The sequence below is a fragment of the Streptomyces vilmorinianum genome (assembly GCF_005517195.1).
In the GTDB taxonomy this organism is placed as follows: domain Bacteria; phylum Actinomycetota; class Actinomycetes; order Streptomycetales; family Streptomycetaceae; genus Streptomyces; species Streptomyces vilmorinianum.
In genome coordinates this window covers 3,614,741-3,640,688 of the sequence record NZ_CP040244.1, presented here as the reverse complement: position 1 = coordinate 3,640,688, position 25,948 = coordinate 3,614,741, and the positions used below count along the sequence as shown (strand labels likewise).

General features: G+C 69.0%; 29 protein-coding genes and 1 pseudogene. 4 read left to right on the top strand and 26 right to left on the bottom strand.

The genetic code is table 11. From position 1 onward, the window contains the following. Positions 1-2: 2 nt before the first annotated feature. The 3 genes from FDM97_RS17205 to FDM97_RS17195 are packed head-to-tail and all read right to left on the bottom strand — an operon-like array spanning position 3 to position 3,786. Positions 3-860 (bottom strand): geranyl diphosphate 2-C-methyltransferase, encoded by an 858-nt coding sequence (locus tag FDM97_RS17205; protein ID WP_137991295.1) that lies wholly within the window; start codon positions 858-860, stop codon positions 3-5. Between the two features lie 60 nt (positions 861-920). Next, on the bottom strand, positions 921-2,306 hold the full coding sequence (locus tag FDM97_RS17200; RefSeq protein WP_137991294.1) for a family 2 encapsulin nanocompartment cargo protein terpene cyclase: 1,386 nt from the start codon (positions 2,304-2,306) through the stop codon (positions 921-923). A 46-nt stretch (positions 2,307-2,352) separates the two neighbouring features. Beyond that, positions 2,353-3,786, bottom strand: a complete 1,434-nt coding sequence (locus FDM97_RS17195; RefSeq protein WP_137991293.1) for a family 2B encapsulin nanocompartment shell protein — start codon at positions 3,784-3,786, stop codon at positions 2,353-2,355. 291 nt (positions 3,787-4,077) lie between these two features. Here FDM97_RS17195 and FDM97_RS17190 point away from each other — a divergent pair. Beyond that, positions 4,078-4,860: pseudogene (locus tag FDM97_RS17190) on the top strand (AMP-binding protein); the annotation flags it as partial. A 97-nt stretch (positions 4,861-4,957) separates the two neighbouring features. On the opposite strand, the gene FDM97_RS17185 reads toward FDM97_RS17190, so the two are convergent. Both FDM97_RS17185 and FDM97_RS17180 read right to left on the bottom strand, forming a co-directional pair. Continuing rightward, entirely contained in the window at positions 4,958-5,518 is a 561-nt protein-coding gene (locus FDM97_RS17185) for a DNA-binding protein (RefSeq protein ID WP_175439148.1), read from the bottom strand. 80 nt (positions 5,519-5,598) lie between these two features. After that, positions 5,599-6,144 carry a hypothetical protein gene (locus FDM97_RS17180; protein ID WP_137991292.1) on the bottom strand — a complete coding sequence of 182 codons (546 nt, stop codon included), beginning with the start codon at positions 6,142-6,144 and terminating at the stop codon, positions 5,599-5,601. Between the two features lie 451 nt (positions 6,145-6,595). On the opposite strand from FDM97_RS17180, the gene FDM97_RS17175 reads away from it, so the two are divergent. Next, a complete protein-coding gene (locus FDM97_RS17175; protein ID WP_137991291.1) occupies positions 6,596-6,844 on the top strand; it encodes a GntR family transcriptional regulator in 249 nt (82 codons plus the stop codon). A gap of 7 nt (positions 6,845-6,851) precedes the next feature. On the opposite strand, the gene FDM97_RS17170 is transcribed toward FDM97_RS17175, so the two are convergent. From FDM97_RS17170 to FDM97_RS17145, 6 genes are all read right to left on the bottom strand, one after another. Further along, entirely contained in the window at positions 6,852-7,949 is a 1,098-nt protein-coding gene (locus tag FDM97_RS17170) for a methyltransferase domain-containing protein (protein ID WP_137991290.1), read from the bottom strand. Beyond that, positions 7,946-8,950: an MvdC/MvdD family ATP grasp protein gene (locus FDM97_RS17165; protein ID WP_137991289.1), complete on the bottom strand. Its 1,005-nt coding sequence runs from the start codon at positions 8,948-8,950 to the stop codon at positions 7,946-7,948. Before FDM97_RS17165 ends, FDM97_RS17170 begins: the two co-directional genes overlap by 4 nt. Beyond that, positions 8,950-9,225, bottom strand: coding sequence for a putative ATP-grasp-modified RiPP (gene tgmA, locus FDM97_RS17160; RefSeq protein WP_137991288.1), 276 nt, complete (start codon positions 9,223-9,225; stop codon positions 8,950-8,952). The genes FDM97_RS17165 and tgmA overlap by 1 nt, the downstream gene beginning before the upstream one ends. A gap of 98 nt (positions 9,226-9,323) precedes the next feature. Beyond that, positions 9,324-9,857, bottom strand: coding sequence for a hypothetical protein (locus FDM97_RS17155; protein WP_137991287.1), 534 nt, complete (start codon positions 9,855-9,857; stop codon positions 9,324-9,326). Between the two features lie 250 nt (positions 9,858-10,107). Beyond that, positions 10,108-10,707 carry a DUF6415 family natural product biosynthesis protein gene (locus FDM97_RS17150; RefSeq protein ID WP_137991286.1) on the bottom strand — a complete coding sequence of 200 codons (600 nt, stop codon included), beginning with the start codon at positions 10,705-10,707 and terminating at the stop codon, positions 10,108-10,110. 14 nt (positions 10,708-10,721) lie between these two features. Next, positions 10,722-11,153 carry a hypothetical protein gene (locus tag FDM97_RS17145; protein WP_175439147.1) on the bottom strand — a complete coding sequence of 144 codons (432 nt, stop codon included), beginning with the start codon at positions 11,151-11,153 and terminating at the stop codon, positions 10,722-10,724. Positions 11,154-11,339: 186 nt separating this feature from the next. On the opposite strand from FDM97_RS17145, the gene FDM97_RS17140 reads away from it, so the two are divergent. Further along, positions 11,340-12,557 (top strand): helix-turn-helix domain-containing protein, encoded by a 1,218-nt coding sequence (locus FDM97_RS17140; protein WP_137991285.1) that lies wholly within the window; start codon positions 11,340-11,342, stop codon positions 12,555-12,557. On the opposite strand, the gene FDM97_RS17135 is transcribed toward FDM97_RS17140, so the two are convergent. Beyond that, a complete protein-coding gene (locus FDM97_RS17135; protein ID WP_137991284.1) occupies positions 12,538-13,200 on the bottom strand; it encodes an HAD family hydrolase in 663 nt (220 codons plus the stop codon). The genes FDM97_RS17140 and FDM97_RS17135 overlap by 20 nt on opposite strands. 92 nt (positions 13,201-13,292) lie before the next feature. Between FDM97_RS17135 and FDM97_RS17130 the strand changes: the two genes are divergently transcribed. Beyond that, entirely contained in the window at positions 13,293-13,631 is a 339-nt protein-coding gene (locus FDM97_RS17130; RefSeq protein WP_137991283.1) for a DUF6233 domain-containing protein, read from the top strand. Positions 13,632-13,747: 116 nt separating this feature from the next. Here FDM97_RS17130 and FDM97_RS17125 read toward each other — a convergent pair whose 3' ends face one another. The 14 genes from FDM97_RS17125 to FDM97_RS17070 all read right to left on the bottom strand — a co-directional run bounded on the left by FDM97_RS17125 (position 13,748) and on the right by FDM97_RS17070 (position 25,945). Then, positions 13,748-14,302: a hypothetical protein gene (locus FDM97_RS17125; RefSeq protein ID WP_137991282.1), complete on the bottom strand. Its 555-nt coding sequence runs from the start codon at positions 14,300-14,302 to the stop codon at positions 13,748-13,750. Positions 14,303-14,676: 374 nt separating this feature from the next. Next, a complete protein-coding gene (locus FDM97_RS17120; RefSeq protein ID WP_137991281.1) occupies positions 14,677-15,339 on the bottom strand; it encodes an HNH endonuclease family protein in 663 nt (220 codons plus the stop codon). A gap of 146 nt (positions 15,340-15,485) precedes the next feature. Continuing rightward, positions 15,486-15,689, bottom strand: coding sequence for a hypothetical protein (locus FDM97_RS17115; protein WP_432816221.1), 204 nt, complete (start codon positions 15,687-15,689; stop codon positions 15,486-15,488). Positions 15,690-15,751: 62 nt separating this feature from the next. Continuing rightward, the gene (locus FDM97_RS17110) at positions 15,752-15,931 is read right to left on the bottom strand and encodes a hypothetical protein (protein WP_137991279.1); all 180 of its coding nucleotides are present in this window, start codon (positions 15,929-15,931) and stop codon (positions 15,752-15,754) included. Between the two features lie 152 nt (positions 15,932-16,083). Then, the gene (locus tag FDM97_RS17105; protein WP_137991278.1) at positions 16,084-16,551 is read right to left on the bottom strand and encodes a hypothetical protein; all 468 of its coding nucleotides are present in this window, start codon (positions 16,549-16,551) and stop codon (positions 16,084-16,086) included. Positions 16,552-16,653: 102 nt separating this feature from the next. Beyond that, positions 16,654-16,923 carry a hypothetical protein gene (locus tag FDM97_RS17100; RefSeq protein WP_137991277.1) on the bottom strand — a complete coding sequence of 90 codons (270 nt, stop codon included), beginning with the start codon at positions 16,921-16,923 and terminating at the stop codon, positions 16,654-16,656. Beyond that, a complete protein-coding gene (locus tag FDM97_RS17095; protein ID WP_137991276.1) occupies positions 16,920-17,147 on the bottom strand; it encodes a hypothetical protein in 228 nt (75 codons plus the stop codon). The genes FDM97_RS17100 and FDM97_RS17095 overlap by 4 nt, the downstream gene beginning before the upstream one ends. Positions 17,148-17,159: 12 nt before the next feature. Further along, positions 17,160-18,041 (bottom strand): peptidoglycan-binding protein, encoded by an 882-nt coding sequence (locus tag FDM97_RS17090; RefSeq protein ID WP_137991275.1) that lies wholly within the window; start codon positions 18,039-18,041, stop codon positions 17,160-17,162. Then, entirely contained in the window at positions 18,041-18,217 is a 177-nt protein-coding gene (locus FDM97_RS35835) for an Acb2/Tad1 domain-containing protein (protein WP_175439146.1), read from the bottom strand. Before FDM97_RS35835 ends, FDM97_RS17090 begins: the two co-directional genes overlap by 1 nt. A gap of 63 nt (positions 18,218-18,280) precedes the next feature. Continuing rightward, the gene (locus FDM97_RS17085) at positions 18,281-19,912 is read right to left on the bottom strand and encodes an SGNH/GDSL hydrolase family protein (RefSeq protein ID WP_175439145.1); all 1,632 of its coding nucleotides are present in this window, start codon (positions 19,910-19,912) and stop codon (positions 18,281-18,283) included. Between the two features lie 14 nt (positions 19,913-19,926). Then, on the bottom strand, positions 19,927-20,847 hold the full coding sequence (locus tag FDM97_RS35830; protein ID WP_175439144.1) for a hypothetical protein: 921 nt from the start codon (positions 20,845-20,847) through the stop codon (positions 19,927-19,929). Positions 20,848-20,853: 6 nt separating this feature from the next. Then, on the bottom strand, positions 20,854-22,008 hold the full coding sequence (locus tag FDM97_RS17080; RefSeq protein WP_137991273.1) for a siphovirus ReqiPepy6 Gp37-like family protein: 1,155 nt from the start codon (positions 22,006-22,008) through the stop codon (positions 20,854-20,856). Positions 22,009-22,018: 10 nt separating this feature from the next. Continuing rightward, positions 22,019-22,963: a phage tail family protein gene (locus FDM97_RS17075; RefSeq protein ID WP_137991272.1), complete on the bottom strand. Its 945-nt coding sequence runs from the start codon at positions 22,961-22,963 to the stop codon at positions 22,019-22,021. Further along, positions 22,964-25,945, bottom strand: a complete 2,982-nt coding sequence (locus FDM97_RS17070; protein ID WP_137991271.1) for a phage tail tape measure protein — start codon at positions 25,943-25,945, stop codon at positions 22,964-22,966. Between the last annotated feature and the right edge of the window lie 3 nt (positions 25,946-25,948).

Genomic DNA, 25,948 nt, shown 5'->3' with positions numbered 1-25,948 from the left:
CGTCAGATCCGATCAGCGACGATCATCAGGTAGTGGAAGCTGCCTTCCTTGTACGCCGTCAGGAAGGGGTCCTCGATCCCGGTCGCCACGGAGCACTTGGCCCGCAACTCCCAGTACGGGATGGTCGCCGCCGTCAGATCGACGACCTCGATGGGGACGAGGTTGTTCTCGGCGAGCGCGCGGAAGTACGCGCTGCGCGGGTGGATGTTGCAGGTGTAGTGCTCGTCGATCCGGCTGACCGCCTTGGAGCGCAGGCCGGTGACGTCGTTGGAGCAGCCGGTGATGCAGACGTAGCGGCCGCCGTGCTCCAGGAGCCGGGAGAACTCGTCGAAGAGCTCGAAGAGGTCCACGTACATCGTGGTCTCGTTGGTCCAGATGGCCTGACGCGAGCCGGTGGCGAAGCCGGTGTCCAGCATGTTCCGGAAGTGGAACTTCACCCGGTCGGCGACCCCGCGCTTCTCGGCCTGCGCGTTGGCGAAATCGACCTGGTACTCGGAGATCGAGACCCCGTCGACATGGCAGCCGAAGCGCTGCTCGGCCATGATGCTGGTGCCGCCGCGGCCCGAGCCCGCGTCGAGGAGGTGGTCGGCGGGCGTGCGCTTGCCCAGGTGGTCGAGGAGCAGGTCGGCCTGGGCGGTCTCCAGACGGTGCAGCTCCTGGATGATCCGGGCGTCACGGGTGTTCTCCGGGCCGGCGAGGACGGAGGGGTCGTAGTCGCCGATGCCGTAGTGGTGGTGGTAGAGCCCGTCGATCTCGCCGAGCCGCAGGTTCACCGGGTCCTGCTGGTTGGTGTTCCAGTAGCGGGCCACGGACTCCTGATAGGGCGTACGCAGCACGGCGGATTGCGTGGACGTGGACATGCGGGGGTTCCTTACCTGGTTCTTGTGGGGGACAGAGGGGGACGAGGGGCGGGGCGGTGTTCAGTCCGCGGTGCGGTACCGGGCGCTGCCGGCGTGCCATTCGCGGTTGCCGCCCACCCAGGCCCACGTTCCGGCCAGGAAGCGGGCCAGCTGCGGGGAGCCGGTGCGGGCGAGGACGGACGCCTCGGCCTCGAAGGTGTGCATCAGCTCGTCGTGGATCTCCACGGAACGCGCGACCGCCTCCTCCATGGAGCACTGCTCCTCGGCGGCGATCAGCATGGGCAGGCTGAAGTCCGTGGGATCTTCCTTGCCCATCGAGTACAGGTCGTTCATCAGGACGGTCGCGGTGCCGGCCAGATTGAACGCCCGGCGCACCCGGGGGTCGGAGAACTCCTCCTGCGGCACCTCGTAGCCGGCGATGGCGTCGACGAGGACCATGCAGGGGATGAAGCTGTTCTCGTGCCGGTGCATCAGGTACTCCCAGACCGGCGGCCGTTGCCCGGTGGTGTGCCAGACGCCTTCCTGGTTGTACGCGACGAACATGATGGCCAGCTCGTGGCGCAGCCGGCGCACCTGGGTCGCCGAGGCGTATCCCAGCAGGTTGTCCAGCGAGGAGCGCAGCGCCATCGCCACCGGGTCGGCGCGGACCGCCTCCTCCAGCTGCGGCGCGTAGCGCAGGGGCAGCTGGGCCTGGTCGATCACCGAGTGGCAGATCGCGAGGCGCTGGCCGAGGACCTCGTGGCGGGGCTCCTCCACCTCGCAGTCGACGATGTGGTCGTCGACCGCCCATTCGGACAGTCCGCACTTGGCCGCGGCGAGGAGCCGCTCGGGGTCGTCGGACTCGGGGTGGGCGAGCATCATGAGCCGCCCGAAGTTCGCCGAGCGGACCTTGTCCAGGTGGCCGGGGTAGATGCCGACCTCCTGCGCCCACAGGACCAGCCGTTCGTTGACGAACTCGCCGAGGGCGGGGTCGTCGCGGACGGCGGGCGGACAGTAGAGCGTCGGCACGCCCTCGGGCGGCGGCGTTCCGGTGGCGGGGGCCGCGGGCGCCGCGGCCGCCTCGTCCGGGCGCAGGCGCTCGGCGACACGGGCGCCGGAGGTGCCGAGCCCGGTGGGGCCGCCGGGCACCGGAACCATGGAGGGGCGTACGGCCGGAGCCGCGGGCGCGGGGGGCGGTTGCGGGATCAGGACGCGGGCGGCCGAGGTCCCGAGGCCCGTCGGCCCGGCCGAGAAGGCTCCGGCCGAGAAGGACCCCGTCGAGAGGGGCCCGGCCGAGAACGCTCCCGTCGTGACGGGTCCCTGCGCGAGCGCCCCGGCGCCGGCCGGGGGCGGCGCCCCGAACAGGTCGGGCGAGGCCGGCCGTACGGGATCGGAGAGCACCGCGTCGATCAGCGCCGCCACGTCGTGGGAGCCCGCCGCGGCGGCCATGCGGGAGAGCACGGACACGGCTCAGCCCCCGTTCCCGCGCCGTACGCCCACCGGGGGGTGACGGTCAGGCACGCGGACGCACCTCGACGTTCTCCAGGATGCCGATCGCGTCCGGGACGAGGACGGCCGCCGAGTAGTAGGTGGAGACGAGGTAGGAGATGATCGCCTTCTCGTCGATCCCCATGAAGCGGCAGTTGAGGCCGGGCTCGATCTCGTCCGGGAGCCCGGTCTGGTGGAGACCGATGACCCCTTCGTTGTTCTCCCCGGTTCGCATGGCGATGATCGAGGAGGTCTGGTGCTCGCTGACGCCGATCTTGCCGCAGGGCAGGATCGGGACGCCGCGCCAGGCCGGGATGGCGTGCCCGTCCACGTCGACGGAACGGAGCATGAGCCCCCGCTTGTTGCACTCCTTGCCGAAGGCCGCGATGGCCCGGGGGTGGGCGAAGAGGTACTGGGTGCCGCGGCGCATGCTGAGCAGGTCGTCGAGGTCGTCCGGGGTGGGCGGTCCCGACTGGGTCTGGATGCGCTGGTCGAAGTCGGTGTTGTTGAGCAGCCCGAACTCCGGGTTGTTCACCAGCTCGTACTCCTGGCGTTCGCGCAGCTCCTGGATGGTCAGGCGCAACTGCTGCTGCGTCTGGTTCATGGGCTGGTTGTAGAGGTCGGCGACGCGGCTGTGCACCTTCAGCACGGTCTGGGCGACGCTCAGCTCGTACTCGCGCGGCTTGAGCTCGTAGTCCGCGAAGGCCCCGGGCAGCACGGCCTCGCCGACGTGGCCGGCGCTGAGCTCGATCGCCGCCTCGCCCGCCTTGTTGGTGGCCCGGCCGTGGCCGTTGGACCCGAGGTTGCGGACATGGGCGCGCAGGTTCTCGTACTGGTCGGCGACGGCCTTGTACGCCGTCTGGGGCAGGGCCAGGATCGTGGCCCCGGTCGTCGCCTTGGCCGTGAACTCCCACTTGCCGTCCCCGCCGAGGATCTGGCCGCCGAAGGTGTCGCCGTCGCCGAGCCGGCCGAGCAGGGTCTCGTCGCCGTACTTGCCGTGGCCGAGCTTCTCGATCTTGCCGTGCGCGATCAGATAGACGTGGTCGGCCTTCTTGCCGGCGTGCACGATCACCTGGCCGGGCTCGTACTCCTTCTGGACGAAGCGGTCGGCGAGCGCGCCGAGCGCGGTCGGGTCGTCGAAACCGCGCAGCAGCGGCAGCTCCGCCAGCTCGGCGGGGACGACCTGGACCTTGGATCCGTTCTTGATGAAGGTCACGCGGCCGTCGCCGACCACGTACGAGAGTCGCCGGTTGACGCGGTAGGTGCCGCCGGGCGTATGGACCCAGGGGAGCTTGCGCAGCAGCCAGCGTGAGCTGATGCCCTGCATCTGGGGTTCGGACTTGGTGGTGGTCGCGAGGTTGCGCGCCGCCGCCGTGCTGAGGCTGATCTGCATCTGGCGCACCTCGGCGGAGGGGGCGGGGGCCGGCGCGGGTGCCGCGGGCTCTGTGTCGACCGACATGGGCTGACTCCTGTTCCTGGAAATCTCTTGGTACGTCACTCTCCGCATCCAGGTGTAACGCACCGTTGCCGATGTCATATGCATGTGACGTGGCCGCGCCGAAGCACTCAGGGCCCGGGAAGCGCCCCCGGAGCGCCGTACGCGCTCCGCCGTCCGGGCGTCGCTCTCCTCCGACCGTGGCGAGAAAGTCTCCGCCGACCTCTTGCCAGGGCCCGGGCCGGTCCGGATTTACTGATCCGGGAGCTCTACCGAATGATCGGTAGTCCGATTTCGGACGGAAGTGGGCGGCACATGGCGGACCTGCGGGACAGCGGCGAGCGGCTCGGACGCGAGGAGCTTGAGGCGCTCCAGCTGGAGCGGCTGCGGTCCACGCTGCGCCACGCGTACGAGAACGTGGGCTTCTACCGGCGCTCCTTCGACAAGGCGGGGCTGCACCCCGACGACTGCCGCTCGCTCGCCGACCTCGCCCGCTTCCCCTTCACCGCCAAGACCGATCTGCGCGACCACTACCCCTTCGGCATGTTCGCCGTCGACCAGTCCGAGATCCGGCGCGTCCACGCCTCGAGCGGCACCACGGGCCGGCCGACCGTCGTCGGCTACACCGCACGCGATCTGGACACCTGGGCCGACGTGGTCGCCCGCTCCATCCGGGCGGCCGGCGGCAGGCCGGGACACAAGGTCCATGTGGCCTACGGGTACGGCCTGTTCACGGGCGGGCTCGGCGCGCACTACGGTGCCGAGCGGCTCGGCTGCACGGTCATCCCCGCCTCCGGGGGCATGACGGCCCGCCAGGTCCAGCTGATCCAGGACTTCAGGCCCGAGATCATCATGGTGACGCCCTCGTACATGCTCACGCTGCTCGACGAGTTCGAGCGGCAGGGCATCGATCCGCGCTCCACCTCGCTGAAGGTGGGCATCTTCGGCGCCGAGCCCTGGACGGAGGCGATGCGGCGGGAGATCGAGGAGCGGTTCGCGATCGACGCCGTCGACATCTACGGACTCTCGGAGGTGATCGGCCCGGGAGTCGCGCAGGAGTGCGTGGAGACCAAGGACGGTCTGCACATCTGGGATGAGAAGTGCATGCGCAGCCGTACACCACCTCGAGCCCAGCCCGCGTGGAGGAGGGCCTCGACTCCAGGAGTCGAGGCCCTCCTCCAGTTGCACTCGGCGCCTACCTCTTCGTCGCCCTCTCCTTCGCCGCAGGCGTCTCCCTCCCCGCGCCGGCCTTCACCGCGGCTTTCTGTCGCGTGACCGTCTTACCCGTGGCCGTCTTCGCGACGTTCGCCCTCTTCGCCGCGGTCTTCTTCGCCGCCGTCTTCTTCGCCGCGGTCTTCTTCGCCGCGGTCTTCTTCGCCGCCGTCTTCTTCGCCGGCGCCTTCTTCGCCGTGGCGGTCTTCTTCGCCGGCGCCTTCTTCGCCGGCGCCTTCTTCGCCGGCGCCTTCTTCGCCGCGGTCTTCTTCCCCGGTGCCTTCTTCGCCGCGGTCTTCTTCCCCGGCGCCTTCTTCGCCGGCGTAGCTGGCTCGCTCGCCGCTCCCGTGGAGCCGATCGTCGCCGCACTGTCGATGATTACTTCAAGGACGGCATCCACCGCCTCCTCTGCCCGCTCACGACTTCCGAGTCGCTCAGCCACTGCGGCGACGACAGCAGGCCGACCCGCGAAGTTGACGCCCTTCCAAGGCCCCACGTCAGCTGTCACGTTCGGCCCCTTCCAAGGCCCCACGTCAGCTGTCACGTTCGGCCCCTTATGGGGCGGAACGTCCCCGGAGCCCTGCTCCCGGTCCTTGTCCATAACCACGCGTCCAATCGCCTCGTCTAGGGTTGCGCCACAAGGGCGCTAGTGAGGACAGCGACCATCTCAAGCCCCAGAGCGAGTACGCCGTACCGGAACCAGGCAGCCTTCTGCTTGATGATCTGACCGTTGTCCTGCAACGCCTGCAAGTGACCACGGACGATGCCTCGATGGAGACTCTTCTCCTCCTCGCCGGCGACCTCCTTCTGGAGAAGAACTCCGACAGGCTCCGCGGCCGCGTAGGACCAGTCCTTCACCGGCCACAGCACGGCGAGAGCGCACACGAGAACCACTCCCAGACTCGCCATCATCCAGATGAGGTAGGCGAGTGGCGGCGGGTGATCCTTGACGATGAAGCCTACGTTCGAGGCGAACGTGGCGATCAAGGCGGCAACTGTGAACAGCCCTGTGGCCCGGTTGCGGTAGTTGGCCAACGTGGTGTCTTGCTGCGCCATGATCTTGATCACCGACTCATAGGCGATCTTGAGCTTCGCCGCGCTGGCGGAGTCTGCGGCAGCTCGGGCCTCGGCTAGCACCTCGCACGATCTGCGCACTTCGTCAGAGCCCATCGGCACACTCCCCGGTCAGCAATTGGCGGTCGAGTCGCAGAGCTATTCCAAGTGATCACGCATGGAGAGTTCCGACACTTTCCAGTGCTCCGTACGCCCGCAGGAGTCACACATGGGGGTGAGCTATGCCCCCTTAACGGACAGCAACGAGGGAATGAGAAGTGCACAGGGAGCCGTACATCACTACTGGGCCTCGAGACGCGAGAGAGCCCCGCTGACGGGAGAAATCCAGCCGAGCGGGGCTCATCGTTTCACCGCACTCGCACCCGCTCGGGGGAACGCGGAAAGCCCGCCCCGGGGAGGCTTCCGGACCTACCCCGAAGCGGGCGATTGTGGGCGCGACCTGCGGTGTCGCGCAGCGGAACACTAACATCCGCTATAGGCCGCTCCATGGTGCCCCCTGTGGCCATCTGCCGACGTGGGGGGTTGGAGCGGGCCATAGGTTCCGCCCATGAGCGAACTTCCGGGCGCTGAGTTCCAGTACGTCTACGTGCGTGTGGCAGACCAGGTCGAAGCAGAGATCAGGTCGGGTCAGCTCCCCTACGGGGCGAGGCTGCCGAACGAAAGGGCGATGGCCGCGGCGTACGGCGTCGCTCCCGGAACGGCGCGCCGCGCCGTGCAGGAGCTGCGGGAGCGCGGGCTGGTCGTGACCCTGCCGAACAAGGGGACCTTCGTTCTGCGGCCGCCAGCAGAGGGCTGACCCCAGGCTACGACTCGTGAATGGTCCAGCTCGGCCCGGCGGGGCTGTCGAGCCACACGCGCTGCTCCTCCTGGTCGATCGTGACGCCGTACCGGTCAGCCGCGGGGCGGTCATGTGCGACGAACACCTCGTGGGCCGCCTCCAGCCGCGCCCAGAGAGAGCCCGTCTCGCGCACGGTGCCATCGGCCGTCACGCTGGCAATCGAGCCGTCAGGCGACCACACCCGCGTACCGTCCGGCGTGCCGGTGTCGTCGAGGTCGTACTGCCAGACGAGGCCAGGGGCGACGATGCTTACGAGGAAGCGGAAGGTGCCGTCGACGATGTCCGCCAGGGGCAGGAGCGACGGGCGTCCGCTCCCGGCCGGAAGGTCAGGGCGCCGGGTAACCCCGGTGCCGCGCCCGTGCCGCATGGCCATGAAGAACGCCCCCGAAAGGAACTGTCCCTCGGCAGTCTCGGGGCCGGTGCGGGTGATCCGTGCGAGCGCATTGCCCAGCGGAGCCAGGATGACCCCGGAGTCCGTCAGCTGGTGGATCAGCGTGCGCGGGATGGCGTCGAGTCGGCATGTTGCGATGATCCGGTCGTACGGCGCGTCCGGCGGCCACCCCTCAGCGCCGTCGCCGGTCACGACGTGCGGCGCGTAGCCGGCCGCAGTGAGTCGTTCGCGGGCGGGTCCGGTGATGTCGAGGGCGATGTCGACGGTCACGACCTGGCCGTCGCCGAGCCGGTGGGAGAGCAGCGCTGCGTTGTAGCCGGTGCCGGTGCCGATCTCCAGGACATGCATACCGTCGTCGACTTCGAGGGCGTGGAGCATCGCGGCCATGAGCGACGGCTCGGTGCTTGAGGATGTCGCTGCGCCCTCGGTCCGGTGGGTGACGAGGGACTTGTCGCTGTGGACGGCGGCGAACCACTGCTCGATGGTCGCCGGGTCGTCGCCTGCGATCCGGACGCCGGAGTGGTCGAAGTAGAACGGGACGAACAGGTGCCGGGGTACGTCCTCGAACGCGGCGCGCCACCGGGGATCGGTGATGGCGCCGGCGTCGATGAGGGTCTGCACGAGCTTGCCGCGCGCGGCCGCAGTGTCCGCGGTCGTGGCCTCAGTAGTCATGTGGTGCTGCCCTTCTCCAGGAGGTCGGCGAGCGCTCGGGTGATGGCGTCGCGAGTCTGGTCGATCCATGCCCACTGGCCGCCGGGGTTGACGTCGACGAGCCAGTGCGCGCCGTGGGCGTCGACGATGAAGTCGAGCGCGGCGTACACGAGGCCGAGGCGGCGCATCATCTCGCGGATCCCGTCGCGGATGTACCCGGGCAGCGTGGCCGGAGCGTAGGTGAGGTTCTTCGAGTCGCGGCGCCAGTCGAGGCGGCCCGGGCCAGCGGGCGCGTGGATCGTGACGGGGAACAGCTCCCCGTCGACGACGGTCACCCGGATCTCGTACGCCTTGTTCGTGATCTCGCGCTGGAACAGGTGTGCCGTCAAGGCGATGCGTGGGTCAGCGTGCTGCTCGGGCGGCACGCGGCGGGTGTAGAGCTGCCCACGTCGGCCGTCCTCGGTGTGGACGATGCCCCCGAGAACCTTGGTGATGATCGGGCCGCCGATCTCCTCGGCGAACTCGGCGACATCGGCGGGGTCGTTGGTGATGAGCGTGTCTGGTACGTGCAGCCCGGCCTCGACGGCTACGGCCAGCTGTACGGGCTTGGTGCAGTCGGCGCTCCGCTCGGGTCGGTTGACCCACAGCACGTCCGGGAGCGAGGAGAGGACGGTCAAGGCGTGCTTGGCCTGGGAGCGGGCGAACCGCTGCTCGGGCTCGGCCATCGTGGCGGCGAACTGGAACTCGGTCGGCTTGCGCCACCACACCGCGCGCAGCTCGGAGAGGTCGATGCCGCGGAGCTCGTCGTGCATCACGCCCAACCATTGTCCGGACGGTCCCAGGGTGGTGCGCAGACGCGTACGGGTGGGGAAGTCGGCGAGGTCAGTCCGCCAGAACGGCACGCGACGCGTGTTGAGTTCGTGCAGGACATAGTCGGCGGTGGGGTCGAGAGCGTAGGTGACGACGAGCACGCGCGGCGGAAGACCGCCGCGCGTGCCCGACCCCACAGGGGGCTTGACCATCAGTCGTCGTTCTGGTCGGTGTCGACCGAGATCACGGTCGATCCGTCGCTCTCGGTGTTGGAAGAGGTCCCGGCGAGCATGGGGTCGAGGATGGCCGGCCTGCCCTCGACGAGCGACAGCTGCGTCACCGGGTCGACGGCGGCGCGGGGCTGTTCGCCGACCTTGGTCAGCCCGGTCAGCGAGTCGAGACCGAACGGCCGGGTGTCCGCGGGGCCGGCCGGGTCCGTGCTGATCGTGTGGGACTGGGTCGGGACGCGGTCAAGCAGCAGTGCCATGTTGAGCTCCTTTAGTTGTGTTCGTCCTGGTGGTGCATCCCGCGTCCGGCGCCGGATTGGCGACGGAGACGAGAGTCATGGGGTGGTGCAAAGGAAGGTCACGTGCGTACGGAGGCGATGCCGGTCCACAGGCGGCCGACCGCGGCGGAGCGACGGGCGAACGAGGCCGCGTCATCCCCAGGCCCCACGGATCCGGGGTCCAGGGCGACCGCGATGTGAACTTGTCCGAGGGTGGCAGCTGTGGCGGCCCATGCCGGATTCCCGTCGGGCACGCGCAACAGGCAGTCCTCGTGGCCGTAGTTGAGCAGGATGATCGTCCGGCCGGGGACGTGGAGAACGCGCTCGCCGTGGAGTGGGCCGACGGTCGTAGCTCCGTGGCGCATGCACAGCACCGGCCCGATGTGCCGCGCCCCCTGGTGGGCGGGTGCGAGCCCGAGGCCAGAGGCAACGCCGAGCATGGCCCGTGCCACCTCGCACAGCTGCTCGCCCGGTCTGAGCGGGTCGTGCACGAGGAGCAGCCGGCAGTGCGCACCGGCGGCCGAGCTACGGTCGACCCACGGCGCCACGGCGATCTGGTTGTGCCGGGCCGCTCCCGGGGGCGGGGCGTACGGAAGGGCGCGTGTAGTCGTCATCCGAGGTTCCTTCGGCGCCGTGGAGGCGCGAAAGTAATGGCCCAGTCGGTGTAGTCGCGCTGGGCATTGCGAGCCCGCCCCAGCGGGGGCTTCCGGTCCACCGGCCGGGGCGGGCGTTCGTGGGCAGCCTCCACGTTCGTGGCCGCTTGCGAGCTCGCCCCGGCCGGGGCTTCCGGACCACCAGCCGGGGCGAGCGTTCATGGGTGCGACCCTTATCCCGAATGCGTTCGCCATGGATGTAGTTGGAGGCTCAGGGGCTCGGGGGCGGCTCGTTCGCCCAGGCCCTGGCCCATGCGTCCGCGTCGTACCTGCCCAGGACGATGTCCTGGTGAAGCGCGGCGCAGGTGCTGTGCGCGGTCACCGGGATGCCGGGGCCGGAGCTCACGTCATGGACGCCGATGACCACATCCGGGGAGGGCCGGGGACAGTACCGGCAGTTCGCTCCCCCGTCGGTCTCGGCGGGGTGGTCTACGACGGGGTTCAAGTTCTGGTAGTGGTCGCACAGGGAGTTGACCGACCGGGCGAGGCGTTCGGCGTGCCGGTGGACGGCCTGCGGGCCGAAGCCCCGTGTGGTGTGGAGGCGCCGCCATGCCTCCTCCACACCGACGCGCGCCACACACGCGGCGGGGTCGGTAGCGGCGAACCCTTCGAGGAGCCCCCGCAGTTCGAGCACCAAGAGCGAGATGTGCCCGCGCAGGCTGTTGGTCAGTTTGTCCAGGTCCTCCAGCAGAGGCGGGGCCTCTCCCAGGGCGAGAACCCGGCGGGCCGTGTCTCGCATCATCGCGACGTCCAGGGGTCTGGGGTCTTCCTCGCCTGCGGACGTGCCCTGTGGGGCGGTACTTTGCTTCATGTCGACGCTCCTTGTCAGCGTTGGCCATGCCCCGGGACCGTGTCCGCGGTCGCCGGGGTCTCGTGCAAGTTCTCCGCGAGTCGGTGGGAGTCCGCCAGGGCGGCCTGGAGAGCACCCGTATCTGTCAGGAAGGACTCCTCGCCGGGGCAGACCAGCCATCGGGGGCCGGGCCCTGATGTACGCCTTGCGGGCGGCACAGCAACCGTGTGACCGACGCTCAGGACGCGGGCGTGCTCGATGTCCCAGACGTCCGTGGAGCCTGCCTGGACAAACCAGTAGAGCGCTGCCTCCGCTGGGTCTTCGACGACGGATCCACTGCGGCTGCCGAGGATCTCCAGTGCCACGAGGCCCAGTTCGCGCGGTACGCGGACCGCGTCCCAGGCGGCACCGGCCTCCAGCAGCTCGCAACCCGATGCGGTGAGCACACTGGCTGCTCTCGCCGTCATGCGGCTGCCCCCTCAGGATCGAATTCCGGTCCCATCACTCTGGCCCTCAAAGGAAGCCCAAACGAGGACTTAGAGAGGACTTTTGGACGCCCGATTGAGGACTTTCCTGCGGCCGTTGGGGTGAACGCTGGCAATCAAGAGGGCCTGCTGTGACACTGGCTGAAACGCCATCACCGGAGGTGAACCGTGGAACAGCCCGACGGCAACACCCGCCTGAAGTCCGCCCGGGTGGCGGCGGGATACATGTCTCAGCAGGCTCTCGCCGACGCCATCGGGGTCGGCATCCGCCAAGTCCGGCGCTGGGAATCCCCCAACCCGCCGTGGCCGCGCACCGAAGTGCAGCAGCGTCTCACCCAGGCCCTCGGCCAAGACATGGAATCGCTCGGGTTCACGCCTCCGGGCGGAACGCGCCGACAGGAACACCGCCCGCACGTCATCGCTGCGGCCGTGGGCCTGTCCGCCGTCCCTTCACAGAGCTCAGCGCTACAACCGGCCACCGCTGCCGTCGACTTCGCAGCGGTGACGCGCGCACATCGCCGTCTCTACTGGACCGTCGCACCGTCAGATCTGCACCCCTCAGCCGTCGCCCACGCCACGCTGGGCTGCGCCCTGCTCCAACAGACAGCCGGTGCCACGCGTCAGGCCGTCGCGGTCGCACTCGCCGAGACGTATCTCCTCGCCGGCCGCATCGAGTTCTTCGACGTGCAGAGCCCACAGGCCGCGAAGGACACCTGGCTGCGCGCCCTCCAGGCGGCCGGCGAGGCGAACGATCCGCTCCTCGGCGCCGCGATCCTCGCCCACACCGCTTTCATCCCCGGGTGGGACGGGCGACGCGAGGAGGCTGTGGAGCGAATGGTGGCCGCGCGCACGTACGCCCGGCGCGGCGCCGCGTCGGCGGAACTGCTGGCGTGGATGGACGCCGTGGAGGCAGAGTGCGAGACCCGCGCCGGCAACACCCGCACCGCGCTGCACCTGATCGGCCACGGCGAAGACCTGCTGGGGGCTGGCAGCGAGCACCCGTCGCCCGACTGGATGGACTGGTTCAGCCCGGTCCGACTGGCCGCCTTCAAGGGCAATACGCAGCTCAAGGCGGGCCATCTGCCACAGGCCCGCACGACTCTCCTCCAGGTCCTCGAGGACCTGCCCCCGGCGGACGACAAGCAGCGCACGGTGATCCTCGGGGATCTGGCGGCCGTGGAGGCGGCCGCCAGCAATCCGGAGGCGGCCTGTGGCTACGCGGTCCGTGCGCTCGAGCAGCTCGGCACGACGTGGTACGCGACCGGCATGGAACGGGTCCGCGAGGTGCGGCGAGCGCTCGCGCCGTGGCAGCACGAGCGCTGTGTCCGCGACCTCGATGACCAGCTCTACGGGTGGGGGACGACGGTCAGCGCCCTCGCGCGTTGAAGTTGCTGATGTTTCCGGACAGCTCCAGGAGGCTCTCGACACGGAAGGTCGGGAGCTTCTCGGCTTCCTCGGTGTTCCACTGGATCGTGCCCCACGGGCCGCGGTGGACGAGGGCCGTTTCCATTCCGGCAGCGACAGCCGGGCGCAGGTCGTTGTCAACTCGGTCGCCGACGTAGAGGATCTCGTCGTTCTCGAACGGGACGACCTCAGCGACGCGATGGAAGAAGGCCGGGTCGGGCTTCGACGCTCCCCAGTCGTCAGAGGTGCCGATCAGGTCGACGTCGTCGGTGAACAGCTCTCGCAGGATCCCCCCGGCGCGGACGGTCTGGTTCCCGGCGATGCCGAGCCACAGGCCGTCGGCGCGCAGCTGGGCGAGTGCCGGGCGGACGTCGTCGTAGAGGTCTTCCTCGCCGAAGTGCTCGGGTTGCCCCGCAGCGGCGCGGGCCTCGCGCTGCGCGTACAGGTCGAACCCGGGCTGGAATTCCTGGAACGTCTCCCGGTAGTCGCGGCCCTGCGCGATCACGGCGCCGAACATGGCGGCGAAGGTGTGGCGGGGCACCCCCAGCCAGTCGGCCCACGTGCCGTACTCACGGGTCTCGTCTACCAGACACTCACCGACATCGAATACCACTGCGCGAATCATGCTCGGGATCCTACGGACTGGCCCGGCGGGCCGTAAGGGCTGGTCATGGCTGCTGCACGCCACGGCCAGACCACGACACTAGAATCGAACATGTGACCGATCTGCCGCCTGATCTACCTCGCCTCCGCACTCTGGAGACGTGGCTCGCCGTGTCCCTTGATCGCGTCCGCGCCCGGATCGCAGAGGTCGAGCGGCGCGAGGCGGCCATGCGGCCGGTCCGGCAGCTGCCGACCGGCCCGACATGGGTCCTGTCCTACCTGCGCCAGCGTGGGCAGCCCGTCGAGGACTCCGTCCATCTCGGCGACTGCCGTATGGCCAGCCACCACGCCAAGCCCCTCACCCGCGAGCAGGCCCTCCAGGCGATCACATCGGGCGGGATCCGGGCGTGCGAGATCTGCCGGCCCGACTCCGATCTCGGCGTCCTGGAGTGACCCGGCACACGGTGGAGGCATGACCGCTCCAAGCGTCGCGCACCGGCCTTTCCCCCCGGGAGTGTCCTGTCTCGGTGAAGCCAGTCCACGAGGGGCCTGGCTTCTTGTGGTGGGTCCTACTGGTCTGCCAGGTAGGTTTCCTGATCCTTGAGATGCTCCCACGCCTCGATGTTCCAGCTCTGCGGGTGAATCAGGATCGTCGGCCGTACGGCGCTGGTCGTGGTGATCTGGATTCGGTTGTACGGCAAGCTCCGGTCGATCTCTACGATCTCCACTGGCGGGAACTGATGGGAGGCGCCGTTCTCCGCGAAGAAGTGGAAGCCGCCCGTGTGTATGGGTACCGCCAGGCCGGCGACAGGTGTCCCGTCACCGAACTTGTCCTCCGTGCTGTAGGCGGGGGTCGCAGCGCCGATCATGCCGATCGCGTCGTCAGCCGCTACCCGGCGGTTCCACGCTGCCGTTACACGGTTGCGTGTGCTGGCCTCCTGTACCAATTCAGCCGTGAGCAGCACGGCCAGCGCCACCCACGAGTAGTTGTGTGTCAGGTCAGCCAGGCCCCATGCGACGAGCCCGAAGAACACGGATGCGCCAACGATCTGGCTGGTGTCCGCGACGGCCACCTGCTGGTTATGCGCGATTTTGATCTTCCGGCCGCTGCGGTCTCTTGCCACTACTGCTCCTAGGGGCACCTGCTCCTTGCACTGACAGCGGCATTGTTGCTTGCTTACCAGGTGCGCAGCAGGCAGTCCGGGAACCCCGCCCACGAACGGTTCAGGAGGTCATGCTCATATGCGCCGCCCCCTGCGACCACTCAAACGGGACTCCCGTTCGACCGCCCGGGCGGCCTACCCCATCCACGAAAGTCGCGGACAGAGGCGCGAGGCCCCAGGCGGCGACCGTGATCGTGGTGCAGGGCGGCGATCACGGCGCACTAAGTATGCGTGTCCTGCACCCGGAGCCACCGAACGCCGACTGGCCCCGGACGCGACGAAGCGCCCCCTCCCGCCCGAAGGCGGAAGGGGGCGCCACGCCCGCCAGGGATGTTCTACTTGCCGGATTCGTAAGTGACCGTGGCACGCGGGCACGCGTCAGCGATCTGGGCCAGAGCTTCCTGCTCGGCAAGGTCGACGGTGAGGCCCCATCGCGTCTTGACCTGCACCCACTCGGTCCCGTACCGGCACAGCACCTCAGCCGATGGCGGGAGCCACTCGGCCGGATCCTTGTCCGCCTTCGACCGGTTCGAGGCGGCCGTCACGGCGACCAGCCCGTACCAGGCATCCTGGTCGTTCGCGTACGCCTCGCGACGCGCGGCCGTCCACTGCGAGGCTCCGCTGTCCCACGCCTCGGCGAGGGGGACAAGATGATCAACATCCAGGGCGGACGCTGGGGTCACGAACTTCGCGTCGTAATAGGACCACCACTTCCCGCCCTCCAGCTTGCACCCGGGCAGGATGCGCGGCGCCTCGACGGCCTCGGAAATGAGGACCTCGGCTCGGGTGTTACAGCCGTCGGTCGGGTTCGCGCCAGAGTTCCAGTGCTTGAAGCTGGTGCGCACGTAGCCGTCGCGGGATTCGGCAGCGAGTGGAAGCGATGCAACGGCATCGGCGAGCGGCACGGTCTGGGGCGCAGCGTGCGCGGGTGCCGTTGTGGTCAGGGGCAGCAGTACGAGCGCGGTAGCGATTGCGACGCGCATCAGGTTCTTGATCACGACCGCAGGAATAGCGGTCCTGGGTCTACAAAGCGCGGATACGGGCCCGTTGGTCAGCCAAGGGGGTGAACAGGTTCACCGGAGAAACGATCGGCCGGACGCGACGAAGCCGCCCCCTCGCCCGAACTCAGTTCCAGCCGTGTGGACTACTCGGCGGGCTCGGACCACACCTCAGGGCCGCCGCCACGCCACTCGATCAGCTCCGGATCATCGATCACCGTGTCCGCCTCCGGCAGCGCCGCGCTGCGCAGGAACTCCAGCACGTCGAGCAGGTGGAATGCCACGCCGACGCGCTCACCACGGACCGTCACCGGCCTGCCACCGTCCGGCAGCAGAGGGTGAACAACCACAGGCGGTTCTTCGCGCATACACCCAGCGTCCATCCGGACCCGTCCAGACGCATCCGGGACGGCTACTCCGCGGGTAGTCGGAGAGCGATGTCGCCAGCGAGCTGGAAGGCGGCGCGCCCCTCCACGGTGTCGTCCTCGAAGTGCATCAGCAGCTCGACCACCTTCCGCGCCTCATCGAGAGTGACGAGTGGCAGGCGGGTCGGGTCCGGGTAGTCGCCGACGAGCGGCGCGGCAGTGTCCACGCCCGTACAACCCGCGGACGGTCGTGAGGACACGGACACGAGGGGCGTGCTCACGGGGGCATGCCCCGGAATCGACGGCAGCGCATTCGGAGCGCCCGCGGCTCCCGTGTCTGCCTGGGCCTGCTCGGCCGGACGGGCGAGCTACGATCGGCCTAGCCGCAATAGACGGACCGGTCGAGGGACGTCTGGGCGCTGGCGCACTTGGCGGCGGCGTCGGCAGCGTTCTTGTCCCAGTTGTCGAGGTACGTCTGAGCAGTGGCCCGTTCGCTGGCGCTGAAGCAGTCAGGGTTCTGCGTGACGGCAATCGCACCCGTCCGCAGCGCCTGCTCAGCCTTTCCCTCTTCCTCCGGGCTGTTGCCCTGACGCGCCTCGACGACGCTCTGATTCTCGTCGGCGATGGAGAGCTGCTCTTGCAGTACAGCCTGAGCGTCATCGCAAGCCGCGCTCTCGGCTCGTGATGCAATACCGGGCGCGGTTGCCCGACCGAGGATGAAACTGCCCACGAGCGCGGCGATAACGAAGAGGCCAATACCCGCTGGGCGCCAGCTCCGAGTGACGCGCTTGTCGGGTGCCTGGCCCGCCTGTCTGGCATGTTCAGTTTCAGGCGTTTCGTTTTCCACGGTCCCCCACACAGTTGATGAGAGCCGGATCATACTGACGAAGCGCCGACACGACGAAGCCGCCCCCTCCGCCTGGCAGAGGGGGCGGGTCGAACGCGTCGTCTATCCGCCTAAGAGAGCTGCGAGGACTCCCCCGCCGGCTCCGAGCGCAGCTGCGACGCCTGATGCCGTCCAGACGCGTCGCTCAAGCGCGCTGACGCGGGTGGCGAGTTTGGCCGCCTCGGCTTCGGCTGCGACCAGGCGGCGGTCGGTGTGGTCGGAGCGTTCCACGAGCACGTCCAGCTTCCCGTGGAGTTTCGTCAGTCCGGTCTCGAATGTCCCGCGCATACGCTCCAGTTCGACGGCGACGGATCCGGCCTCGGGAGGCGTCACGAGTGGGCATCAGGCTCGTCGGTACGGAGCCAGCCGGGCAGGAGTCGCTGGACTCCGGGCACGGCCATGACGCGGGCGAAACCGCCGGCCAGGGCGAGCCCCCCGGCGACCCACGGCAGCGTCGCCGGGATGCCGGACGCGTCGACGATCGCGGGGAGCACGAGCGCGATGCCGAGAGCGGTCTGGAGGACAGTGCGTGCGGTGCGCTTCGTGGCGTCGGTCATGAGGGTGGCCTTTCAGGAGAACAAAATGTGCCAGGTGAGGGGGCCGGGGTAGCCGTCGGCGTCGCCGCGGAGTTGAGGGTGGGAGCGCTGGAATGCCTGGACGTTGAGGCGGTCGGCCTCACCCCAGCGGCGTGAAGGTCCGACGCGGTAGTGCTTGCCGAACCCGCGCTTCACGAGCTGTCGGCCGAGCTGCTCGATCGCGGCGTTGGACTGGCCCGGGCGGAACGCGCCGCGCCCGGGGAACGGCGGGCGGGCTGCGGGCTTGGGCGCCGGCGTAGTGGGCTTCTTCGGAGGCTCGGCCGGCGTGCCGAGGCGGTCGCCGATCCGGTCGCGCATGTCGTCCATCGCGAAGCCGCGCGGGTCGGTCTTGCCCGGCTGCCACTCGAGGTGTCCGATCACGGAGTGGGCGCCCCATGCGTGCGCGCGGCAGAGCGCGGCCGCGGCCTTCTCAATCGCCTCGAGTTGGACGGCGGGCCAGGGGTCCTTGCCGTCGCCGAGGTTCTCGCACTCGAAGCCGTAGAAGTACCGGTTGCCGTCGGTGCCGGTCTCGTCGTCGCGCGGCACGGGCTGCTCGGCGATGACGGCCTGGAGGACGTCGCCGTCGCCGGATCCGGCGTGGTTGGCGCGCCCGGCGGAGAGCAGGTGCACGGTGCCGTCCTTGGCGATGACGCCGTGGCAGAGCGGGCCCGGTAGGCCGGTGTAGCCGTCGTGGCAGATGCGGACCGTGGTGGCGGTGCCCCGGGTGACCGTGTGGTGGATCATCACGCCATGGACCGGGCCCCAAGGGCCCTTGTGGTTGCGGTTGTGGGTACGCCAGTCGCCGACCTCAACGACGTTCAGTCCTTCGGCTCGCAGGGCGGCGAGCAGCCGGTCGGGGGTGAGCGGGGTGGACATCAGCGGTCCTCCGCTCCGGCTCGGGCGATGGCCTTCTCCCGGCCCTCGGGGAGGCGCTCGTTCAGTTCGTCGGCGAGGCGTCGGCAGGCCTGCCGCACGCTGGTGTGCTCGTCGCGCTTCTCCGGGGTGGCTGCGGGGTGGAGCGCGAACCGGTGGGCGATGTCGTCGGGCTGCATGGTGGTCTCCAGACATGGCGAAGGCCCGACCATCAGGAGGCGGGGCCGCGGGGACGTTGGGGGTCAGGCGGGCATGAGGGCGCGGAGCGCCTCGACGATCCGGCGCGCCAGGTAGGTATGGCCGGCGTCGGTGGGGTGGACGTTGTCGGCGCCGATGTAGGCGCTCTCGACCTGCGCGGTGATCCAGGGGCCCTGGGTGTCCAGCAGGGTGCCGGCCGCGTTGTAGACGGATCCGGTGATCGGCGAGATGAACGGCAGACCGGAGTTGGCGGCGGCCGCCTTGAGGGTGTTGTCGGTGTTGGTGATGGATGCGGCCGGAGTGCCGGAGGGCGACCAGCAGCCGATCACGTACACCTCGCCGCCCGGTATGACCTCGTCCTTCAGGGTCGCGTACAGCGTTTCCGCCGCCGTCTGGATCGAGGTCTGGGAGCCGGCGTTGTCGTTGTAGCCGCCCCAGACGATCAATCGGTCGACGTTGTAAGGGGTGATGTCTCCGGCGACGCGGCCGCCGAATGTCGTGTAGGAGCCGGGGGTGATGTAACCGGTGCCGCCGCGGCTCTGGTCCCACACGTCGGTGCAGCCGAGCAGGCGGGCGGCCTTGTAGGTCCAGGTCCCAATGCCAGCGCCGGTGTTCTGTGAGGATCCGTCGCTGATGCTGTCGCCGAGGATGCCGAGGCGTCCGCCCTGGGAGGCGGGTTTCCAGGCGGTGGCGCCAGGGGGCAGGAAGATGCCGCCGAAGGGCATGGTGGTGAAGTCGAACCGGATCCTGCGCGGGGTCGAGCTGCCGAAGTCGAACTTCAACACGTAGCGGGAACCGGCCGAGGAAGCGCCCGTGGCCTGCGCCAGGTCCGTCACCTTGCGGCCGTTCACGGTGAGCCGGTACCTCGTCGAGGAGCTGATGTACTTGAACATCACCTCGAACTGGGCGGCGTCGGTCGCGAACTCCACGGCCCAGTTGGACTGTCCGCTGGCGTACGTGTTGGGGTAGCGGGACGTCGGCAGGTACAGGCTGGTGTCCGGGAACGTCGCACCGAACTGGAACGAGCCCGCGCCCTGGTACAGGAAGGGCCCCGTGTTCGGTGCGAGCAGGGGCTGCGCGGAGGGGATGCTTGACGTCGCCTGCGGCCCGGTCAGAGTGATCGTCGGCACCTCGGAGGACACGGAGTCCGCCAGCAGCTGGTCGGGGAGATCACGGCGCCGCCAGTGAGCGCCCCACCGCATCCCGCCCGTCAGGAGCGAGTCGGCGACGAGTGTCATGCCGTTGCTGGCGACGCCGACCCGGGTGACAGCCCCTACTCCGGTGCCTGCGAGGAGGTCGCCCGGGGTCGTGAACACGACCTTGTTCAGCGTCGTGGATTCCAGCGTGTCGAGGCCGGATTCTACGGTGGCGAGGTCGGCGCCCATGTCGAGAGCGGCTGTGGATCGCCGCGGGCCGCCCCCGCCGTTGGCGTCCAGGTAGAGGCTGCGTACCCCGTCGGGGCCGTAGAACTCGGGCACTGATCCGCCGCTGTCGGCGGTAAGTTCGCCGCCCGTGATTGGGGTGACCAGGTCGGTCGCCATCAGGTCGGTGTACTGGGCGCCTCCGGCAGGCTGGTTCCAGCACGTGATCGTCGCACCGGGCTGGAGCGTGGCCGCGTTGGCGGTGCCCACTGAGATCACGTAGTCGGCGATGCCGCCGAACTTGTGGCGAGCCACAGCGCCTCCTTCTGTCAGTTCTTCAGGTAGGTCGTGGTGATCAAGATGATCTGGCCGGAGGGGACGTCGGCCGACAGATTCCGAATCCAGATCTCGCCGCTGGCACGGACCTCGACGCGGCCGTTCACCCCATTGGAGAACTGACCGGTGTAGTACTGATCGCGGTCTGGGCGCAGTGCAGTGGGAATCGTGGCGAGCTTGGATCCCTCCAGGTTGCTTCGGAGGAGAGTCGAGTGTGTTCGCGACCTGCCGAGCCGCAGCGACACGACGTTTCCGATCCGGCGGCCGACGGAGTCGCCGAAGGGGGCCCATTCGATGTACCCCGCGCCGAGAGTCAGCTCGCCGCTGTCCTGGTGGTGCAGCTTCCAGCCGTTGCCGTTCCAGCCGTGCCACGTGAAGGTGTCGGTCTCGAAGATCTGCTCTCCGCGCCGCGGGGCGAGGGGTCGGGTGGTCGAGGTGCACGGCCGGATCCGGCTGCCGATGTACTGCTCCTCGCGAGCCACCGTCACTGATGTGGCTGAGTTGATCACGGTGACCTGCGCGAGCGGGATCTCATAGAGCCCGGTCGAGCCGGTGTTCTGTGTCAGGGCCGGTGCGCCGGCGCCGGGAGTGCCTGCAACGATCGCAGCGCGCACGTCCCAGGTCGAGCGGTCGAGTCGCAGCACTACCCGGTCCAGCCGGGTAGAGCCGGACGTGTTGCCGGCGATGGTCAGGGTCGTGTCGACCGTTCCCGACGACCAGGCGAATCCGCGCACCGAGGCGTAGATACCCGAGCGGACTGTGACCTGCAATCCGGTGCCTGCTGCCACGACCGCGGTGTCGGCCGGTGAGCCGTCCACGCCGTCGTCGGAGAACCGCTGGGCGATGCGCTCGTATTCGGCCTGGGTGACCGAGCCCGCGCTGTGGTTCGGTGACGGCCAGGAGTCCTGGGCCATGACGTTCTACCTCGCTTCGATTCGGCCGAGCCTGCGGCTCAGCTCGCGTACCAGCCGCACCATCGCGGGATCGGACGTGGCCTCTGGGGAGCCGACGAGCGAGGTGACGTACTCGCCGCTGGCCGGGGTGGCCTGGAGGTGGATGGAGCGCACCAGGTCAACGACTTCGACGCCGGTCGGCAGGGCGACGGTGACGCGGTCGCCGAGCCCGAAGTCCCGGCCCGCTTTGAGGTCGTCGGTGTCGACGGTGACGGTGGCCAGCTCCACCGGAGCGGCGCCTGAGGCGAGAGCCTCGGTCCCGTCCTGGGTCAGCTCGCCGTTCGTGTTGTTGTCGGCGGTGCCCGCCACCAGCTGCTCAACGCGCCACCAGGCGGACGCCGCCGCTGTGTCGGCGACTTCGACGTAGGCGCGCGGTGTGGCTTGGTCGGAGCCGGTGACCAGAGCGTGCGTGACGGTCGGAGCTGACTGCTTGTACTGCACGGATCGCAGGTTCCCCAGGCCGGGAGAGAACCGCGCGGTGAGCGTGCGATCGACCGGCGCGTACACCTCGAATTCGACCTGGCTGCTCATCTGGCGGGTGCGGAAGCCCAGCCCGCCTCCGGCGATCGCGACCCGGCGGCACGCCGCCAGCAGCCCTTCGAACCGGGTGTTCACCGATGTCGTGGTGCCTACTCCAGCCGCTGGGGCGAGAGCGAACCCCGGGATCCGCCTCGCGGTCAGAGCGGACGGCCCGCAGTTTTCGTTCACGAGCGTCCGGATGATCGTCTCGGCGTTGGTGCCGGTGATTTGCCTCGCGGTGTTCGGCTGCGCCGACCAGGAGGAGGCCGGGGCGGGCCATGTCAGGTATCCGGCCGGACGAGCTAGATCGTCGGAGAAGGAGACGGTCACCCGGCCCGGCGGCGCCTCGCCGTCCCCGCCGATGCTCCACGAGAAGTCCTGGGGAATCTCCATGGGGCCGGTCATCCAGATCTCGCCGTCGCGGATGACCATGAGTCGGTTGCCGGGTTGGAGCTGGGCCATGGTGGTCGGGTGGGCGGGCAGGGTGACCGTGCCGGAGCCGGGCTCGTTGAACCGCACCGTGGCGTCCAGGTTCGTCCAGTCGGCGAGCGGGTCACCCTGCACGGCGAGGGCTCCATCGGTGACCAGGAGTTGGATTGACACTCCGCCCCCCTCAGGCCGTCTCGAATCGGGGGTTGAAGGTCATGTCCACGGCCGACCCGGGGCCGGAACCGTCGAGCTGGAACGTGACGGGAGTGGTCCCGGGCGGCAGTGACCACAGCACGGCAGCGGGCCAGTTCAGGGCCCCGGTCCAGTTCGAGCCGTCCTGGAAGCGCACCTGCGGCGGGTCTGTGCGGACCGTGACCTGTTCCCCGGCCAGGAGGTTCCCGTGGCCTACCGCTGTCGGGTTGACCACGAACTGCTCCCCGGTGTCGGTCCGGGTGAAGGTGACCAGGCTGGCGGGGCCGGTGATGGTCCACGTCGGCCACACCACGACATCGCCCGGGTTCTTCACCGTGGTGGAGCCCAGGAGCTGGCCGGACGAGACCGTGGGGAACGGAGTGAGGAATGCTGCCGGCGTGCCGTACTCGCGGTGCACGGTCTGGGCGACGGGGTCCACCCAGTACGGGTCTTCGCAGTACAGGGTGAGGATCGCGCTGTCGTACAGGTTGCTGGACGCGTTCCGGCTGCCCTGTCCGTCGAAGCCGTCCTGGTAGTGCACCTGGATATGACGGCGGCTCCCGTCAGGCCGGGCCACTTCCAGTACGCCCGGGCCGTCGCGGAGTGTGCGCGTGAACGCCCGGGCCAGCGCCCGCCAGCGAGAGATGAACTCCGCATGGGTCGAGCCAGAGACGTGAAGGGGCCACACGATCGACCGGGCGAGCGGTTGCACGTGCCGGAGCCTGGACCCGCCGCGCGGGTGGGGGTCGGTTGTGAGCTCCACGAGCGCCGCGCCGAGTCCGGAGACGCCGTCGGCGAGGGTATGCCAGCCCTGCGACGGGTCCGTCAGGGGCCACTCGGCCCCGGTGGGGTCGTAGTAGGTGACCGAGATGAATCCGGTCTCCGGCACGTTAACGGGCGGCGGCGCAGGGGGCGCCACCCGGGTGATGATGGGCATCTACCGCGGCCTCCCCACCCGTGACCGGGCCTCTTCCTGCCTCTGCATGAGCCGGAGATCCGCGGCGTCGATGACCGACTTGCGCGGGTAGACGTTGTAGGTGACGCTCTGCCCCGACGAGCCCCCCGGCGTCTGCCCGTGCTGCGGGGCAGGGAACAAGCGGCCGGACAGTAGGGCGCCGGCAGGCATCCTCATCGCATTCAGGCTGTCGAATAGGCCTACGCCCCAGTGCCGGACCGCCGCCGCCCTGATGACGTACTCGTTGTTCGACAGCCACGAAGGGATGCTGTCGCTCGTCGAGCTACCAGGGCCGAACACCGGCCCCCCGTAGGGAAAGCCCTGGACGGGGCCGCCGCCCGCGTAGCGATGGATCAGGCCGCCTGCGGCGTTCTCGCGGCCGCCGCTGCCCTTGGGTGTCCCGACGGTGCCGTACTTCGTGATGAACACGGTCTGGACCTTGATGGTCTTGCTCTTCAGCGCGTCGAGCTCCCGTTTCAGCGCCTGGGCGTTCGCGACGGCCGAAGCGGTCGGGGCGGTGACCTTTACGTTCTTGCTGTTGGGGATCTGCTTGACGTTGTACCCGGCGGCCTGAAGTGCCTTGATTGCCTCGCCTGTCGGGGCCTTGATGACGATCGTCTTACCCGGCTGAAGACCGGCGACCTCCATGTAGAGGTTGTCGACTTCCCTCGCCGCCTTCACCGCACCCGGAGCCGTCACCGTCGTCGATGCCGACATGGGCAGCTGTGTGTAGGCCGCGGTCAGCTCGTCGATCTGCTTCTCGGTGAACCCAGCCTGGTCCATCGTCTTCCGCAGAGCGCTGATGTTCGCGCCCAGGACCGCGTTGCCCGCCTCGACGGAGCCCTGCTGCTCTGCGACCGCCTCGGCGTGCGTCATGGCGGCCTTGGCGGCGTCGAGGAAGGCGCCCTTCACCGCACGGCCCTTCTCCGATGTGACATCGAGAGAGTGACCGTTCTCCTTGACGGCTGCCGAGAGTTGGGCGAGCGAGTCGCGAAACGCGATCTCGTTCTCGGCCGCCGAGATCGCGACCCCGTTCAGCGCCTTGAGGGCGTCCGACAGCTTCTCGGCCTCGCTGCGCTGGTCGGCCATCTCGTCGGCCGTGATCGCCGCCTGGTCGCCGAGAGCGCCTTGCGAGTTGGCCGCGAGCTTGGTCTGCGTGTCGGCCGTTGTCAGAGCTTCGGCGTACTGGGGCAGCAGGGTGCGGAGCTTTTCCGTCGATGTGCCGCTCTTCTCGGCTTCGGCGGCCAGTGCCTTGAAGTTCTCGCTGGCCAGCTTCGGATTGCCTGATTGCACGAGGGATGCGAGGGCCTCATCGACGGCCTTGAGCTTCTCAACCGCCTTGTCGAGGCCGGGCCCGCCGTGCTCCGTGCCGGGGTCGAACGTTCCGAAGAAGTCCTCGATCCGGTCCAGCAGTCCGGGATGGGCGATGCGGGCCACTGCCTCGCCGAAGCCGTCGAGGTCCTGGCCGAAGTTGCGGGTGAGTTCGCCGGCGACCTTGCCCCTCTGGGCGAAGTCGACGAGGGCGTTCGTCATCTTGGTGACGTTCGGCGGGGCTTCACGGAACTGCCGGGACACCCTGTTGATGCCCCAGCCGAGTGCGACGAGCACGCCGAGGGTGAGGCCCAGCTTCCCGAGGGTGAGGAGCTGGGCGCGCACGGTCTGAGCCGTGATACCCAGCGCGATCAGTTCACGCCGGACCGTCATGACCCGGGGCAGGAAGAGAAGCATCGACGCGCCAACGAGACCGATGACTCCGACCAGGCCCGTCAGCAGCCCCGCCGCCTCCTGGAGGCCAGGGGGCAGCTCGTTGTAGACGTTCACGAGCCGGGTGACCCACTGGACCATGTCGCGGAGCGCGGCGTTGGCGGCGGTACCCGTCTGGATCAGCGCAGTCTCGAGGGCACTGCGAAGCAACCTGAGGTCACCGATGAGGTTGTCCATGCGGGTCTGTGCAACCGCGGCCGCGTAGCCGGAGTCGTTGACAGCGTCGGTGTAGGTCTTGAGGCCTTCCGTGCCGTGCTTGTACAGGATGTTCGCCGCGCGCACGGCATCGCTGCCGAAGATCACGCCCATCGCGGCGTTCCGAGCCTCCGGCGTGAGGCGCGAGAACGCGTCCTTCATTCGGCCGGCGAACTCTTGGAGGCCGACGAAGTTTCCCTGGGCGTCGTAGGCGGACAGGCCTAGCTGGTCCAAGGTGGCCTGGGCTTCTTTGCTGTTGGGCGTCAACCTTTGCAACATGACTTTGAAGCTGGTGCCGGCGTCGGAACCCTTCAGACCCTCTGCCGCGAACAGGGTGAGCGCCCCGACGGTGTCCTCGATGGACAGGCCGGTCTGTGAAGCGACCTGACCAGCCATGCGCAGAGACAGGCCCATGGCGTGTACGTCCGTCGTCGACTTGTTCGCCGAGGCAGCGAGCAGGTCAGCGATATGGGTGACGTCCTTGCCCTTCAGTCCGAAAACGGTCATCGCGTTCGCGGCGATCTCGGCACCCTCTGCGACGTCGACCTCGGCTGCTGCGGCGAGGTTCAGGGCGCCCTTCAGGGCGCCTCCCGCGATGTCGGCGGTGCTGACACCGGCCTTGGCGAGCTCGTGCATCGCGTCGGCCGCCTGAACGGCGCTGAAGGCTGTGGTGCGGCCCGCTTCCAGGGCCGCGGCCCGCAGGGTTGTCATCTCTCCGGCCGACGCCTGCGTGACGGCCTCGACGTTCGACATGGCCTTCTCGAACTTGGCCGCCGCCGCGACAGCGAACCCGAATGCAGCGACCAGGGCGAGGCTGCCGCCCTGAACAGCCTGAAGGGTTCGGCGCTGGTTCTCACCGATGCGGGTCATCGTCCGGCCGGCGTCCCTCATGGAGGCCCGGATGCTTGCTGCTGTAAGCCTGGTGGTCCGAGATGCCTCCCCCATCCGGGCCCGGAAGGCGGCGATGTCGGCGGTAAGCAGCACGGAGACGGTGCGGATTGCCACGGC